This window comes from Variovorax sp. Root473, assembly GCF_001426505.1.
GTDB lineage: Bacteria > Pseudomonadota > Gammaproteobacteria > Burkholderiales > Burkholderiaceae_C > Variovorax.
In genome coordinates this window covers 454754-470122 of record NZ_LMEV01000001.1, presented here as the reverse complement: position 1 = coordinate 470122, position 15369 = coordinate 454754, and the positions used below count along the sequence as shown (strand labels likewise).

The following is a 15369-nucleotide window of genomic DNA, read 5'->3' as shown; positions in this document are numbered from 1 at the left end:
GGGCCAGGCCATGATCGTCGCGCTGCTCAACCAGAAAGGCGGCGTGGGCAAGACCACGCTCGCAACGCACATCGCCGGCGAGCTGGCGATGCGCGGCCAGCACGTCGTCCTGCTGGATGCCGATCCGCAGGGCTCCGCGCTGGACTGGACGCAGCGCCGCAGCCAGCAAGGCTTGCCAAGGCTGTTCAGCGCTGTGGGCCTTGCTCGCGAAACCCTGCACCAGGAAGCGCCAGAACTCGCCAGGCGGGCCGATCACGTCGTCATCGACGGGCCACCACGCATCGCGGCGCTGGCGCGCTCCGCGCTGCTGGCGGCCGAGCGGGTGCTGATTCCCGTGCAGCCCAGTCCCTACGACCTGTGGGCCAGTGCCGAGATGGTGGCGCTGATCCGCGAGGCGCAGGTGTTTCGGCCTGCGCTGCGCGCGGCGTTTGTCATCAACCGGCGCGTCAGCACCACGGTGATCGGACGCGAAGCACGCGGAGCGCTGGCCGAGCAGCCGCTGCCCGCGCTGCGCGCGGAAGTGCATCAACGCATCGTGTTCGCCGACAGCGTGGCCGCTGGCCGACTGGCGCGCGAGACGGCGCCCGACAGCGCCGCCGCCAGCGAAATCACCGCGCTGGTGGACGAACTGCTGCGGTGGCCGTCATGAGCAGTCCCGCCAGCAAACGCACGGGCAAGCGCGTGGGCATCGGCGCGCGCCCGCCCGCGAATCCGCACGCCGAGGCGTGGATTCGCCAGGGCAGCGCCGATGACCTCCAGAAAGGCGACCTCTACACGGCCCGCCTGACCCTCGACATCACGCCCGCCATGCGGGCGCGCATCAAGGTATCGGCCTTCACGCAAGGCGTGACGGTGGCTGATCTGTTGCGCGCGCTGCTGAAGCGGGAATTCCCGGAGAAGTCTCCATGATCACACCCGTTTCGACAGCATTGCCGACGTCATCTGCCCCGCCAGTCGGCCGAGCCGATGGCGTGCCGCTGACGCGCGTTGCGCTCGCCTACATCGACCAACGCTTCGACCTCTATCTGCGCTTCGGCGATCCCTCGCGCATCATCCGATTCGACCGCTGGCGTCGCTGCGCGGTGTTCACGCCGAACGCGGTTCTCTGCCGCATCCGCTGGCAGGCCAACGACTACGGCACGATCCGCTGGCAGCTCATGGTGATGCAGGCGTGCATGCCGATGGATGGCGCGCAGCGCATCCCCGGCGTGCAGCCGGGCGCGCGCCTGTTGCTGCACGCCGAGGGTGAGCAATCGGTGCGTGCCGTGCTGGAACGCATCGACGGCATCGAAGCGCTGGGCATCACGCCTGCTACCGCCTCGCCCGCGTACTGGCGCACGCTGGGCAACCGGCTCGCGGCGCGCTTGCCGCTGCCCGAATACAGCGCCGAGCGGCACGCCGCCTGGCTGGCCGTGAGGGCGCTGTCATGAGCACGATTTCTGTTCCCACTGCTGTCACGCATCCACGCTCGCGCCTGCGCGCTCGCCTCATGCTGGCGGGCCTGTCCACCTGCGGCCTCGCTGCGCTTGCCTGGGCGTCCTTCGTGCATCCGCTGCCGCGCCTGACCTACAACCCATCCGACAGCGTGGCGGTCGGATGGTATCGCGTCGATCCGCTCGACCATCGCACCAGCTCGCCGCCACGTCCGTTGTCCGTGGGTAGCATCGTGTTGGTGCCGCTGCCCGCCGAGGCCGCCGCGCTGGCTGCGCAGCGCGGCTACCTACCGACGCGCATCCCGTTGCTCAAGCGCGTGGGCGCGATGGCGCCGCAAGAGGTGTGTATCGCTGACGGCAAAGTCCGCATCGACGGCGTGCCTTCAGCCGCCGTGTTGCCTGCCGATCGCTGGGGCCGGCCGCTGCCATCCTGGCAGCAGTGCCGTCGCCTTCAGCCTGGCGAGCTGTTCCTGCTCAGCGCGACCAATCCGGCGTCTTTCGACAGCCGGTATTTCGGGCCGGTCAGCGCAGCCGCCGTGGTTGGCGTTGCGCGCCCGGTTTGGCTGGAGTCGCGCCCATGATGGCCGCTGATTCGCTGTGCATCATCGTGCTATCGGGCGTGTCGTTCCGGCGGCGTTCCGTGTGTCGTCGCACATGCAGTGCGAGCGCATCCGCGCCGCACTTCACGCTGCCTCCGGCGCAGCCGTCCCACGTGCAGGCGTCTTGTCTCGAACACGGATGGCCTGCGGCCATCGCCGTGTTCGCCGGTGCGCTGGCTGCCGGTGCAGCCTTGCCGCCGGGCCGCAGTTGCCTGGAGCGGATGCGGGAGGCAAATGCGGAAGGCAAGACAAAAGGGGGCGGCACCTGTCGGCCCGCAAAGCCAGTCTGCACGTGGGGGTGGCGCGGCACGCAGCGGCTTCGCCGCCGTGCTGCTTGTGGCGCGTGGCCCGCGTCGATATGGGCTTGTTCGCGTGCTTCGCACGACGGACTACGCCCCAGCTTTCAGGGAGAGAAGTCATGATCAACCGCCGCGACGACGATTTCCACATCCGCCCCAGCGCGCCAAAAAACCGCGGCCAGGGCTTCGTTTCCAAGGTGCTCCAGCAGGCCGGCAAGGCCAGTGGCGGCAAGTCCTCGGTGCGCCGTCCGGCATCGGCCGTCGGCGGCAAGGCCACCGGCCAGCGGCCCGGCTCACGCCTGGGGCGCGGCCATACGGCGGCGCGGTTTGCGGGCGCGAAGCTGACACCCATGTCGCGGCGCGTGACCATCAAGACCCTACTGGTGAACCAGCAGCGGGCCAGCCCGCAATCGCTCGCCAAGCACCTACGCTACATCGAGCGCGACGGCGTGGGCCGCGACGGCGAGCCAGGCCAAGCCTACGGGCCGCAGACCGATACCGCCGACCTCGACGCCTTCAAGGAACGCTGCGCCGACGACCGGCATCACTTCCGCTTCATCGTCTCGCCCGAGGACGGCGCGGAGCTGGAAGACCTGCGCACCTATACACGGCATCTGATGAACCGCATGGAAGCTGACCTGGGCACACGGCTGGAATGGGTGGCCGTTGATCACTGGAACACCGACAACCCCCACGCCCACCTGATCGTGCGCGGGCGCGACGATACCAGCAAAGACCTCATCATCGCGGGTGACTACATCGCCGATGGCTTTCGGCATCGCGCATCCGAGCTGGCGACCGAATGGCTGGGGCCGCGCACCGAACTGGAGATCCAGCAGACCTTGCAACGCGAGGTGGAGCAGGAGCGGTGGACGAGCCTGGATCGCACGCTGAAACGCGAGGCCGGCGAAGACGGCCGGGTGCAGATCGAACGCTTCAACGAACCGAAGCTGCAACGCCAACGCCTGCTGCTGATCGGCCGCCTGCAACGCTTGCAGCGCCTGGGGCTGGCCGACGAGACGCAGCCGGGCACCTGGGCCGTCCATGCCGATGCCGAGAAGACCCTGCGCGCCCTGGGCGAGCGTGGCGACATCATCCGCACCATGCAGCGTGCCATGCGCGGCGAGCCGCGCGAACTGGCGGTGTTCGAGCCGGGCGACGATGGCCGAACCATTCTCGGCCGCGTAGCCGCGAAGGGGCTGGCCGACGAGCTGCGCGACCGTGGCTATCTGGTCATCGACGGGGTGGACGGCAAGGCCCACTACGTCGCGCTCAACACCCGCGACGAGCTGGCGAACTATCCCACCGGCGCCGTGGTGGAGGTGAAGGGATCGGCCGACGTGCGCGCGGCCGACAAGAACATCGCCGTGCTGGCGAGCGATGGTCTGTACCGCACCGACCACCACCTTGCTATCGCGCAGGGCCAGGCCGTGCCGGGCCGCGATCCGCAGGAAGTCGTCGCGGCCCACGTCCGGCGCTTGGAAGCCCTGCGCCGGGCAGGCATCGTGGAGCGCGTGGCCGAAGGGCTATGGAAGGTGCCGGGCGACCTGCCCGATCAGGGCCGTCGCTACGACGCGCAGCGCCTGGGCGGCGTGGCCGTGGAGCTGAAATCGCACCTGCCCATCGAGCGGCAGGCCCGCGTGATCGGGGCCACCTGGCTTGACCAGCAGTTGATCGGCGGCGGCTCTGGCCTGGGCGACCTGGGCTTTGGCGGTGAGGCCAAGCAGGCAATGCAACAGCGCACCGACTTCCTGGCCGAACAGGGGCTGGCCGAGCGGCGCGGCCAACGCGTCATCCTGGCGCGCAATCTGCTGGCAACGCTGCGCAGCCGGGATGTAGCGCATGCCGCGAAGGACTTGGCCGCCGAAACTGGCCTGGAGCATCGGCCCGTGGCCGATGGCCAGCGCGTGGCGGGCATCTACCGCCGCAGCGTCATGCTGGCCAGCGGGCGCTACGCCATGCTCGATGACGGCATGGGGTTCAGCCTGGTGCCATGGAGGCCTGTCATCGAACAACGACTCGGTATGCCGATTTCTGCGCAGGTACATGACGGCCGCGTATCCTGGCAAATCCGACGGCAACAGGGCTTATCTGTTATCTGAAGCCAGCAGCATATCGAGCACCCACTGCAAGGATGCGTCTACAAGCGTTCTCGATGTTGACGACCGGAATGCGCCTGATGCCCATGCCGCGCAACGCCACCTTTCCGGGGATCAGCACCTGGTCGGCCATGACACCAGCAGCGGCGTTGCGCATGTGGGGCGCCTGCAGTTGGGACGGGGTGATGCCTGCATCGGCAATGGCTTCGCCAATCGCCTCGGCGGTGAGCGATTTGAGACCGCAGTCAATGTGCTTGCCGGAACGGGTCATGCCCGTGCCAGCGACGAAGACGGGCTGCATGGAAAGCATCTAAGACTGGGCGGATGAGGAATTTGCACGCCTGCGCCGGAGGCTGGTGATCCAGCCGCTCAAGCCATTGGGGGCCAGGAAGACCACCGCGAGCAGTGCGAAGCCGAAGATCATCCACGGCGCGGATTGCGACACGCTCTCGGCCAAGTTGGGCGTGAGCACGATGAAGGCAGCCCCCAGGAAGGCGCCCCACAGGCTGCGCACCCCGCCCACGAAGCTGCCCACCAGCAGGGACACCGAGAGCAGGAAGGGAAAGTTCTCGGGCGCGACGAACTGGCCCGCCACCACGCTCAGGGCACCGGCCAGGCCGGTGAACGCCGCGCTGAGGCCGAACATCTGCGTGCGCAGGGCGGTGATGTCGAGCCCGCCCGCCGCCGCCGCGAGCGGCTGGTCGCGCGAGGCGTCCACCAGGCGGCCGAACTGCGAGCCGAGAATCCGCCGCGCCAGCAGGAAGGCGCAGAGCGCGCAGGCCGCAACGCAGGCCATGATGGCCCAGTCCGCCCGGTCGGCCAGCACTCCTGGGAACACAGGTTTTTCCAGGACGATCCCCGCCACGCCGCCGGTCAGCCACTCGATCTTTTTCCACTTGAGCGCCTGCGGTGTCACCACCGCCACCGCGAAGGTGGACAGCGCCAGATAAAGCATGGGCAGCCGCAGCGCCGGGAAGCCGAAGAGGAAACCCGCCACGAAGCACAACAGCGCCGCCACCGGCACGCCCACGTAGAATGGCCAGCCCAGGTGATGCGAGAGCACCGCCGCAGTATAGGCACCGATGGCGAAGAAGGCGCTGTGGCCGAGCGAGATCTGGCCCGTGTAGCCGGTGAGCAGGTTCAGGCCCATGATGGCGATGCCATAGATCAGCACCTGCGTCATCACGTACAACGGATAACTTTGCCAACTAAAGGACCAGGCCAGCAGCGCGAGCCCGACCACCGAGGCCGTCCAGCGCAACCAGGTGGGCGATGCCGCCGGGCGGATGTTGAGTGGGGCGTTCATGGTACTCATGCTCACACCCTCACCTGGGCCGTCTTGCCGAAGATACCGGCGGGCCGCAAGACCAGCATCGCGATGATCAACAGCATGATGCAGGTCAGTTTCAGGTCGTTGCCGACCACGTAGGCGCCCAGCAGGTTCTCCAGTACCCCGACGGCGAAGCCCCCGGCCACGGCGCCCACAGGGCTGGCGATGCCGCCCAGCAGCGCGCCCGCCAGTGCGTAGATCAGCGGCCCCATCATCATCGACGGCTCCAGGAACACGATGGGCGCGGCCATCAGCCCCGCCACGGCACCGGCCACCGCTGCAAGACCCCAGCCCACGGCCAGCACCTTGTTGGTGCTGATGCCCGACAGTTCCGCCGACGGCGCGTTCACCGCCACCGCACGCATCGCCAGGCCGAACCGGGTGAAGCGGAAGAACGCGAATACCGCCGCCAGTTCGGCCAGGGTGACGAGCAGAACGCCGACCTCGTGGGCCGACAGATAGGGTTCGGCACGGCTGAGGACGCCACCGAACGGCGTGGCGAACTCCAGCATCTCATGCCCGAACAGCCAGCCGACCAGGCTGTTCAAGATGATGAGCAGCGCGATGCTGGCCGCCACGACCGAGAGCACCGGCTTGTGCCGCAGGGGCTGGAAGATGACCCGTTCCAGCGCCAGCCCGAGCAGGAAGGAACCCACGACCACGACGGCGAAGGCCACCCACCATGATGCGCCCGCCTGAACCAACGCCCAGCTCATATAGGTGGAGAACATCGCCAGTTCGCCCTGCGCGAAGTTGACGGACGAAGTGCAGCGATAGATGAGCACAAGCGCGATGGCGAGGCTGGCATAGATGCCGCCCGCCGCCAGGCCCGAAGCTATCTGGTGAAGGAATGCTTGCATGGTGATGAACCTTTTTTGATCAGTGGCCGAGGTAGCTGCGGCGCACGGCGTCGTCTTCGCGCAGCTCGGCTGCGGTGCCCTGGGCAGTGACGCGCCCGCTTTCGAGCACATAGGCCCGGTTGACTAGGTTCAGCGCGACCTGGGCGTTCTGCTCCACGATGAGCGCCGTGAGGTGCTCGGTTTCGCGCAACTGGTGCAGGAGTTCGTAGATCTCCTGCGTCACGCGCGGCGCGATGCCGAACGAAGGCTCGTCCAGCAGCAGCATCTTGGGGCGCGTCATCAGCGCGCGCGCGATGGCCAGCATCTGCTGCTCGCCGCCGCTGAGCGTGCCCGCCGCCTGCTTCGCGCGGCTGGACAGCTTGGGAAACAGCGTCTGCATCCGGGCGATGTCCTGCTCGATGCCGTCCTTGTCGCGGCGGTGGATGGCGCCCACGCGCAGGTTTTCCAGCACCGTCAGGTCGCCAAAGGTGCCGCGCCCTTCGGGCACGTGGGCGATGCCCAGCGAGGCGATGGCGGGCGCGGCCATGTCGATGATGTCCTGGCCCTCGAAGCGCAGCGTGCCCTTGGCAGTCACCTGCTGGTGGCTGATGGCGCGCAGGATGGAGGTCTTTCCCGCGCCGTTGGCGCCGAGCAGCGCCACCATCTCGCCGGCCTGCACGTGCAGGTCGATGCCATGCACCACCGCCGTTCGGCCGTAGGCCACCGCGAGGTTGCGGATTTCAAGCCGTTGGGTCACAGCACACCTCCCAGATAGGCATCGAGCACGGCGTCGTTGTTGGCCACTTCCTCGGGCGAGCCCTGGGCGAGCTTGCGGCCAAAGCTCAGTACCGCGAGGTCGGAGCAGGTCTTCATCACGAAGCGCATGTTGTGCTCCACGATCACCATGGTCAGCTTCAATTCCTCGTGCAGGCGCAGCAGCACGTCGCGCAGTTCATCGACCTCGCCAGCGGTGAGGCCAGCGGCGGGTTCGTCAAGCAGCAGCAGCTTGGGCCGCGTCACCAGCGCCCGCGCGATTTCCACGCGGTGCTGGATGCCCACCGGCAGTTCCGCCACGCCCCGGTCGGCATAGTCGGACAGCCGCAGCGTGGCCAGGGCCGCGTCAGCCGAGTGCGCGATTTCTTCCTCGGCGGCACGGACGGCGCGCGAGCGCAGCGCGGCACCCAGCATCGACACCGGCAGCCGCGCGTGCGCACCCACCATCACGTTTTCGCGCACCGTGAGCGAGGGGTAGAGCGCCACGTTCTGGAAGGTGCGGCTCAGACCCAGCCGTGCCACGCCGTGGCGCGGCAGGCGCGTCAACTCGGCCTGGCCGAAGCGCACGCTGCCGTGGGTGGGCCGGTACAGGCCGCTGATGCAGTTGAAGCAGGTCGTCTTGCCAGCGCCGTTCGGCCCGATCAGGCCGAAGATGCAGCCCTCGGGCACGTCCATCGAGAAGGCGTCCAGCGCGACGACACCGCCGAAGCGGATCGTCAGGTCGCGTACGGAAAGAATGGGTTCCATCGCTGCGCTCGCCCCGTCAGGACGGCATCACCTTCCAGCTCGTGCCGTCGAACTGCTGGATGCGCATGTCCGGTATCGGGTGAGGGCGGGCGTCGCTGGTCTTGACACGCAGGCCCGGCAGCATCATGGGCAAATCCATGTCCAGGCGGCGCGACTGCCGCATGATGTTCTCGCGCGAGAGGTCGTTGCCGCACTGCTTGAGCAACTGCACTGTCACTTGCCCAAGGCAGGCACCGAGCACGGTGAGGTACTCCTTGGCCGCGCCTTTGTTGTATTTGTCCATGAAGGCATGCCAGGCCAGGACACCAGGGTCGTCCTTCCAGGTCGGATCGCTCGGATCCTTGAGGAACGCGGCGCTCATGATGCCCTTGACCTTGTCCAGCCCCACCGGAGTCAGCACCGCGGGCACCGAAGATGCGCTCGGGTTGATGTAGATGGCCGGGCGCCAGCCGATGTCGTGGGTCTTGCGCAGCGACTGGAGGGTGGCTTTGGGCGAACCCCACGCCACCAGCACGTCCGCGCCCGAGGCATGCATGGAGACGATCTGCGAGTCCACCGTCGGATCCGACACTTCATGCGACTCTTCGCTGATGAGCTTCTTCCCGGCGGCAGCCAGAACCTCCTTCACGCCACGCAGCACATCCTTGCCGGCGTCGTCGTTCTGGTAGAACATGGCGATCTTCGCGTTGGGCCGCGTCTGCAGGATGTGCCTGGCCAGGATGCGCCCTTCGTCGGTGTACAGGGGCAGCCAGCCCATGCTCCAGGGGAACTTAGCCGCATCATCCAGCCACGTGGCAGAGCCGGACGAAACGAAGAGTTGCGGTACTTTGGCGTTGTTGAGATAGCTGCGCGACGCCAGCCCAGTGGACGAGCCTATCTGCGCCGCGAGAAAAGCCACCTGATCGCGCTCCACCAGGCGGCGCGATTGCTCCAGGGTTTTCGGCGGGCTGTAGCCATCGTCGGCCAGCACCAGCTTGAGCTGGCGCCCATTCACGCCGCCCTCGGCGTTGACCAGGTCAAACCATGCAGACATGGTCTTGCCGACGACGCCATAGCCTGCGGCCGGGCCGCTGAGCGGCCCGGTCGAGCCGATCTTGATCTCGCGATCCGTCACGCCCGGGGTGCCTGCGCCCTGCGCGCGGACCAGGCCAGAAACGCCGGTCAGCATGGCGCCGGAAAGCATGGTGATGAATTGTCTTTTTTGCATGATGTCTCCTGTGGTGGTGGTGAGATGAATGGATGGGTGAACCCTGCTTGCGGTATCAGGCCGTCTTCCCTTGCAGGCGCAGCACGGCTTCGCGGATCAGCGGCATGCGGTCGTTGCCGAAATACATGTCGGTCTTGTCCACAAAGATGGTCGGCGAGCCAAAGCCGCCGCGCGCGACCACCTCATCGGTGTTGGCCTTGAGCTGATCCTTGATCGCCTGCTCGCCGATGCCTGCAAAGAATGGGGCGGGATCGATGCCAATGCGCTGGCACACATGGGTCAGCACCGAATCCTGCGAGATGTCCTGGTCCTCGCCCCAATAGGCTTCAAATATGGCGCGGGCAAACGGCACCATGTCGTTGCCGAGCCAGACGCAGCCGCGCATCGCCTTCACGCTGTTGACGGGAAACACCGTCGGCGGCATCTTGATCGCAAGCCCCGTCGAGCGGGCCCAATCTGCCAGATCCTTTTTCAGGTAGCGGGCCTTCTGCGGCACCGGCGTCTCGCGCGAGGCGTAGACGGTCGGATTGATCGTGTTGAAGATGCCGCCGACCAGGATGGGCCGCCATGTGACCTCGACGCCCAGTTCGTCGGCGAGCGGCTGGATGTTGTGGAAGGCGAGATAGGTCCAGGGGCTGGAGCAGTCGAAGAAGAATTCGATCATGGTGTTTCTCGCTGGTTGTTGGGCGACATGCGGTGTGCCATCTCCTTGGCCTTCTGGCCGAACATGTTCTTTCTTGCTTCGTCGTCCAGCGGCTCCTTCTCGAATTTGCCGACCGCCAGTCCCGCCTGCACTTGCGGCCGGGCGCGCACGCTGGCGTACCAGCGCTTGATGTGGGGAAAATCGTCGAGCGTGAAGCCTTGCGCCTTGTGGGTCATGGCCCAGGGAAAGCAGGCGATGTCGGCGATGCCGTACTCGGCGCCGGCGACATAGGCGCCGGTCTTGCCGAGCTGGGTATCGAGCACGCGATACAGCCGCGCCGCTTCGTCGCGGTAACGCTCGATCGCGTAGGCGATCTTTTCCTGCGCATACAGCGCAAAGTGACCATGCTGGCCGAGCATGGGCCCCAGTCCGCTCACCTGCCACATCACCCATTGCATGGTTTGGGTGAAGCCGCGCAGATCCGTGGGCAGGAAGCGGTTGGTTTTCTGGGCCAGATAGACCAGGATGGCGCCGGTCTCGAACACCGAAAGCGGGCCGCCGCCGTCGAGCGGCGCATGGTCCACTATGGCCGGAATGCGGTTGTTCGGGCTGATCGCCAGAAATTCCGGCTTGAATTGCTCGCCAGCGCGGATGTTGACCGGAGTCACCGTATAGGGAAGTCCGAGTTCCTCAAGCAGGATGGAGATCTTCCAGCCGTTGGGTGTCGGTGCGTAATGCAGGTCAATCATGGCGAATGACGCTCCTGGCGAGCTGCGGATCGACATCACGCCATGACTTGCAGTCACCCGTGGCCGGCCCCCTGACATTCCAGGCTCCCGTCGCGCGGCTTTCTCGGGTTGACGACATCATGCGCAGCTCTTCGAGGGTTCAAGGCGTCAGCGCGGCGCCATGCGGAGGGCCCCATCCACGCGGATGGACTCGGCGTTCATGTAGCCGCAAGTGACCAGAAACTCGACGGCCTGCGCGAATTCATCGGGGTCGCCCAAACGCTTGGGAAAGGGCACGCTGGCCGCCAGCGCTTGCTTGACGTTGTCCGGCAGGGCCAGCAGCAAGGGGGTGCCGAAGATCCCCGGCAGGATGGTGTTGACGCGAACGCCTTCGTCCATCAGGTCGCGTGCGATCGGCAAGGTCATGCCCATGACGGCGGCCTTGCTGGCGGCATAGCTGGCCTGGCCGACCTGGCCGTCCACCGCAGCGGCCGAAGCGGTGTTGACCACGACGCCGCGGTCGCCGTCGGCCAGCGGTTCCAGCGCCAGCATGCCCGCCGTCGATTTGGCAATGCAGCGGAACGTGCCCACCAGGTTGATCTGCACGATGCGGTTGAAGCGATCCACCGCACTCGGGCGGATCTCACCCGTTTTCCGATCGCGGCTGACAGTCTTGACGGCGTCGGCCGTGCCGGCGCAGTTGACCAAAACGCGTTCCTGCCCGATCGCGGCGCGGGCCTTGGCGAAGGCTGCGTCCACCTGCTCCTCGGACGTTACGTCCACGTTGCAGTAAACGCCGCCAAGCTCGCTGGCCAACGCCTGGCCGACGGCTTCGTTCATGTCGAAGATGGCGACCTTGACGCCATGGCTGGCCAAACGCCGGGCCGTGGCGGCCCCCAGGCCGGAAGCCCCCCCGGTGATGACGGCAGAAATGCCGGAATTGAGTTGCATGGTTTTTCCTTGAAGATGACAGACAGGCGTTATTGGCCGGTGAATTTGGGGGTGCGCTTGCCCAGGAATGCCGCTTGCCCTTCCAGGTTGTCGGCCGAACGCAAAGCGACAACGAAATTGCGCTTCTCATGCTCCAGGCCCTGCGCGAGCGGGGTTTCAAAGCTGGCCAGGGCCGCATCCTTGGCCAGCGCCACGGCCAGCGGCGAATTGGCCGCAATCCGGCTGGCCATCGCCAACGCCGTCGGCAGGGCCTGGCCGTCCGCCGTCACTTCGGCGACGATGCCGACGTCGCAAGCCTTGCGGGCATCCATGAAATCGCCGGTCAGCAACAGCGCCATGGCTTTGGACTTGCCGATGGCATGAATCAAGCGCTGGGTGCCGCCCGCACCGGGGATGGCGCCCAGCTTGACTTCCGGCACGCCGAACTTGGCGGACTCGCCCGCGATCACGATGTCGCAGGCCAGCGCCAGTTCCGTGCCGCCGCCCAGCGCGACCTTTTCCACCGCCGCGATGACGGGCTTGGGGAAGCGCCCCAGCGCCGCAAAGAAGTCCCAGCCGGTCGCCGAGCGGTCGCCCAGCAGCGGCGCGGCGCGCAGCACTTCAAAGGCCGTGATGTCGGCGCCCGCGCAAAACACGCCCTCGGCGCCGGTGATGACGACGACCCGCACGACATCGTCGTCGCGCAGTTGCGCAAGCTGTGCGGACAGGCCATCGAACACCGCGCGGTTCAGGCTGTTCTTCGCACGCGGGCGGTTGATGGTCAGGGTGACGACGGCGCCGTCACGGCTGACGAGCACTTCACTGGCTTCGCTCATGGTGGCCCCGCTCATGCAAGCCGCTCGATGATGGTGGTGTTGGCCGTGCCCGAAGCCTCGCAGATGGTTTGCAGGCCATAGCGGCCGCCCCGGCGCTCCAGTTCGTACAGCAGGTCGGTGAGCATGCGCGCGCCGGTGGAACCCAGCGGATGGCCAATGGCCATCGAGCCGCCGTTGACATTCAGGCGGTCGTCCGGGATGCCGAATTCCTGCTGGAACATCAGCGGCACGCCGCCGAAAGCCTCGTTGACTTCGAACAGGTCGATGTCGTTGATGGTCAGGCCCGATTCCTTCAATGCCTTGCGGGTGGAGTCGAGCACGGCGGTGAACTGGATCACCGGGTCGGCGGCGGCCACGGCGGTGCTGACGAAGCGCGCACGCGGCTTGAGGCCATGCTTTTTGGCATAGGCACGGCTGGCGATCAGCAGTGCGGCGGCGCCGTCGCTGATCTGCGACGAGTTGCCGGCGGTGGTGGTGCCGTTGGCGGCAAACACGGCTTTCAGCGTGGCCAGCTTCTCGGGGTCGGGGTTGGCGCGCACGCCCTCGTCGGCGGCGACGACGGGGCTGTTCGGGTCGGCCGGGTCCTCGGTCAGATGCACCAGTTGATCCTTGATGCGACCGGCCTGAATCGCCTCGGCGGCGCGCTTGTGGCTGCGCACGGCGGATGCATCCAGGACTTCACGGGTCAGGCCGAAGCGCGAGTTCAGCAACTCCGACGAAACGCCTTGCGGTATCAGCGGGTTGTCCTGGTAGCGCGCCAGTTCGCGCGGGCTGTATTGCGCGCCCAGCGGCGCGCCGGGCTTGAACGACGGCGGCAGCGGCGCCTGCGACATCGACTCCACCCCCCCGCCGATGGCCAGCTGGTAGGCCCCCGCCTGGATGCCATGCACGGCAAAACTCACCGCCTGCTGGCCGGAGCCGCATTGCCGGTCCACCGTCACAGCCGGGACGGATTCGGGCAGCCCCGCCGCCAGCACGGCATGGCGGGCCAGGTTGCCATGCTGCTGGTCCCACTGCAGCACACAGCCGACGATCACGTCGTCCAGATCGGAGGGGTTGACGCCGGACTGTTCGACCAGCTGGCGCAGCGTCTCGGCCATCAGATCGACGGGGTGCCATTTTTGCAGGCGCCCGCCGCGCTTGCCCACGGGGGTGCGCAGCGCGCCGACGATCACGGGTTCATGGTCATTCATGTGGTTCTCCTGGTAAGAAACTGGGGGTCATGCAAAGCGGGTGTCAGGCGGAATAGCGGTCTGCCTGCTCGACGCGTATGCGCTTCTTGTCGAGCTTGCCGACGCTGGTCTTGGGGATGGCCTCGACGAACAGAACCTGATCCGGCCACTGCCACTTGGCGAAGGCGCTGCCCAGGTGCTCCTTCAGTTGTTCCTGGGTCGCCTGCTGGCCGGGCTTGAGCACCACCAGGGCCAGCGGCCGCTCCTGCCACTTCGGATGCGGAACGCCGACCACGGCGGCGTCGCGCACGGCGGGGTGGCCCATGAGCAGGTTTTCCATGTCGATGGAAGAAATCCATTCGCCGCCGCTCTTGATCACGTCCTTGATGCGGTCGGTGACCTTGAGGTAGCCGTTCTCGTCCACCGTGCCGACATCGCCCGAGCGCCACCAGCCACCCTCCAGGAAGCGGTCTGCGGAATCGGGCATGTCGTGGTAGCTGGCCGTGATCCAGGGGCCGCGCACGCAAATCTCGCCCGCCGACTTTCCGTCATGCGGCAAGTCCTTGTCATCGGCATCGAGGATGCGGATGTCCACCCCGGTCAGCACCAGACCCTGCTTGCGCTTGAGGTTCCAGCGCTCTTCCTCGGTCAGGCGCTTCTTGAGCGTGGACTTGAGGCGGTTCATGGTCACCAGCGTCGTGGCTTCGGTGGCACCGTAGCCGTGGACCACCTCGGCACCGGTGAGTTTGTAGAAACCGATCATCATCGACAGCGGCGGCTCGGAGGCGCCGGACAGCATGCGCATGCTGCTGAAGTCCGGCTTGACCGGCATCGTTTCGATGTACTGCAGCATGGGCTGAAAGATGGCCGGTGCGCCGTTGGCGACCGTCACGCCCTCGGCGATCATGGCGTCAACCAGGGGCTTGGTGTCCTCGGCGACATAGCGGCCCGGCAGCACGATCTTGTCGCCCAGCAGCGTGGCGGCCTGCGGCAGGCCCCAGCATTGCCCGTGGAACATGGGCGTGATGAGCATCACGCAGTCGCTCAGCGTCATGCCCAGATTGGTGGCCATGCCCGTGGAGTGCAGGTAGATGCAGCGGTGCGAGTAGTACACGCCCTTGGGCTTGCCCGTGGTGCCGGTGGTGTAGCAGGCGCTGTAGGCCGAGGTTTCGTCGATCTCGGGCCAGTCGATCTTGGGGTCGGCGGCGGCCAGCAGGTCTTCGTAGTGCAGCAGCGGTTTCAGCGTGGTCTTAATCTGGTCCAGCGGCTTGTCGGTCATGACGATCCAGCCCTTGATCTGGGGCGAATTCGCCGCGACGGATTCGGCGATGGGCAGCAATGATTCGTCCACGCATACGTAGGACACTTGGCTGTGGCCGACCACGTAGCCCAGGTCTTCGGCGCCCAGGCGCAGGTTCATCTGCAGCATGACCGCGCCCAGGCCAGGGATGGACCAGTACAGCTCGAAATGGCGTCGGCTGTTCCAGTCCAGGATGCCGACCCGGTCGCCAGGTTCGACACCGAGCGCGCGCAGCGCATTGGCGCTGCGGCAGACGCGCGCGTAGCAGTCGGCATAGGTGTAGCGGTCCCAGCCGCCATCGGGCGTGCGGTAGACGATCTCCTGGTCTCCGTGGGTGCGCGCGGCGTGCCGGATGAGCGTCGTGGTGTTGAGCTGGCGGTCGTTGCCCGAGGTAGACGGGCAGCCGCGCACGATCTTGGTGGTGTTGGTCATT

17 protein-coding genes are annotated in these 15369 nt (G+C 66.7%); 5 read left to right on the top strand and 12 right to left on the bottom strand.

All coding sequences use genetic code 11. The features are described from left to right. Positions 1–10: 10 nt before the first annotated feature. The 5 genes from parA (at position 11) to ASD34_RS02200 (ending at position 4433) form a co-directional block, all read left to right on the top strand. On the top strand, positions 11–649 hold the full coding sequence (gene parA / locus ASD34_RS02220; protein WP_016452546.1) for a ParA family partition ATPase: 639 nt from the start codon (positions 11–13) through the stop codon (positions 647–649). Further along, complete coding sequence (locus ASD34_RS02215) at positions 646–909, top strand: hypothetical protein (protein ID WP_016452545.1); 264 nt, start codon at positions 646–648, stop codon at positions 907–909. The genes parA and ASD34_RS02215 overlap by 4 nt, the downstream gene beginning before the upstream one ends. Next, positions 906–1430 (top strand): DUF2840 domain-containing protein, encoded by a 525-nt coding sequence (locus tag ASD34_RS02210; protein WP_016452544.1) that lies wholly within the window; start codon positions 906–908, stop codon positions 1428–1430. Before ASD34_RS02215 ends, ASD34_RS02210 begins: the two co-directional genes overlap by 4 nt. Then, on the top strand, positions 1427–2014 hold the full coding sequence (locus ASD34_RS02205) for a S26 family signal peptidase (RefSeq protein WP_016452543.1): 588 nt from the start codon (positions 1427–1429) through the stop codon (positions 2012–2014). Before ASD34_RS02210 ends, ASD34_RS02205 begins: the two co-directional genes overlap by 4 nt. A gap of 436 nt (positions 2015–2450) precedes the next feature. Beyond that, entirely contained in the window at positions 2451–4433 is a 1983-nt protein-coding gene (locus ASD34_RS02200) for a relaxase/mobilization nuclease domain-containing protein (RefSeq protein ID WP_016452542.1), read from the top strand. On the opposite strand, the gene ASD34_RS02195 is transcribed toward ASD34_RS02200, so the two are convergent. From ASD34_RS02195 to ASD34_RS02140, 12 genes are all read right to left on the bottom strand, one after another. Continuing rightward, a complete protein-coding gene (locus tag ASD34_RS02195) occupies positions 4426–4731 on the bottom strand; it encodes a hypothetical protein (protein ID WP_016452541.1) in 306 nt (101 codons plus the stop codon). The genes ASD34_RS02200 and ASD34_RS02195 overlap by 8 nt on opposite strands. A gap of 9 nt (positions 4732–4740) precedes the next feature. Then, positions 4741–5736 (bottom strand): branched-chain amino acid ABC transporter permease, encoded by a 996-nt coding sequence (locus ASD34_RS02190; protein ID WP_197488159.1) that lies wholly within the window; start codon positions 5734–5736, stop codon positions 4741–4743. An 11-nt stretch (positions 5737–5747) separates the two neighbouring features. Then, a complete protein-coding gene (locus ASD34_RS02185; RefSeq protein WP_016452539.1) occupies positions 5748–6620 on the bottom strand; it encodes a branched-chain amino acid ABC transporter permease in 873 nt (290 codons plus the stop codon). 19 nt (positions 6621–6639) lie between these two features. After that, on the bottom strand, positions 6640–7356 hold the full coding sequence (locus tag ASD34_RS02180) for an ABC transporter ATP-binding protein (protein ID WP_016452538.1): 717 nt from the start codon (positions 7354–7356) through the stop codon (positions 6640–6642). Further along, the gene (locus tag ASD34_RS02175; protein ID WP_016452537.1) at positions 7353–8120 is read right to left on the bottom strand and encodes an ABC transporter ATP-binding protein; all 768 of its coding nucleotides are present in this window, start codon (positions 8118–8120) and stop codon (positions 7353–7355) included. Before ASD34_RS02175 ends, ASD34_RS02180 begins: the two co-directional genes overlap by 4 nt. Positions 8121–8136: 16 nt before the next feature. Further along, positions 8137–9327 carry an ABC transporter substrate-binding protein gene (locus ASD34_RS02170; RefSeq protein ID WP_016452536.1) on the bottom strand — a complete coding sequence of 397 codons (1191 nt, stop codon included), beginning with the start codon at positions 9325–9327 and terminating at the stop codon, positions 8137–8139. Positions 9328–9382: 55 nt separating this feature from the next. Next, on the bottom strand, positions 9383–9991 hold the full coding sequence (locus ASD34_RS02165; RefSeq protein ID WP_016452535.1) for a 2-hydroxychromene-2-carboxylate isomerase: 609 nt from the start codon (positions 9989–9991) through the stop codon (positions 9383–9385). Continuing rightward, positions 9988–10719, bottom strand: a complete 732-nt coding sequence (locus ASD34_RS02160; protein WP_016452534.1) for a glutathione binding-like protein — start codon at positions 10717–10719, stop codon at positions 9988–9990. The genes ASD34_RS02165 and ASD34_RS02160 overlap by 4 nt, the downstream gene beginning before the upstream one ends. A gap of 147 nt (positions 10720–10866) precedes the next feature. Then, positions 10867–11649, bottom strand: a complete 783-nt coding sequence (locus ASD34_RS02155; RefSeq protein WP_016452533.1) for an SDR family NAD(P)-dependent oxidoreductase — start codon at positions 11647–11649, stop codon at positions 10867–10869. A gap of 29 nt (positions 11650–11678) precedes the next feature. After that, positions 11679–12479: an enoyl-CoA hydratase/isomerase family protein gene (locus tag ASD34_RS02150; RefSeq protein ID WP_016452532.1), complete on the bottom strand. Its 801-nt coding sequence runs from the start codon at positions 12477–12479 to the stop codon at positions 11679–11681. After that, positions 12476–13657, bottom strand: coding sequence for a thiolase family protein (locus ASD34_RS02145; protein ID WP_016452531.1), 1182 nt, complete (start codon positions 13655–13657; stop codon positions 12476–12478). The genes ASD34_RS02150 and ASD34_RS02145 overlap by 4 nt, the downstream gene beginning before the upstream one ends. Before the next feature lie 43 nt (positions 13658–13700). Further along, positions 13701–15368 (bottom strand): long-chain fatty acid--CoA ligase, encoded by a 1668-nt coding sequence (locus ASD34_RS02140; protein WP_016452530.1) that lies wholly within the window; start codon positions 15366–15368, stop codon positions 13701–13703. Position 15369: the final 1 nt, after the last annotated feature.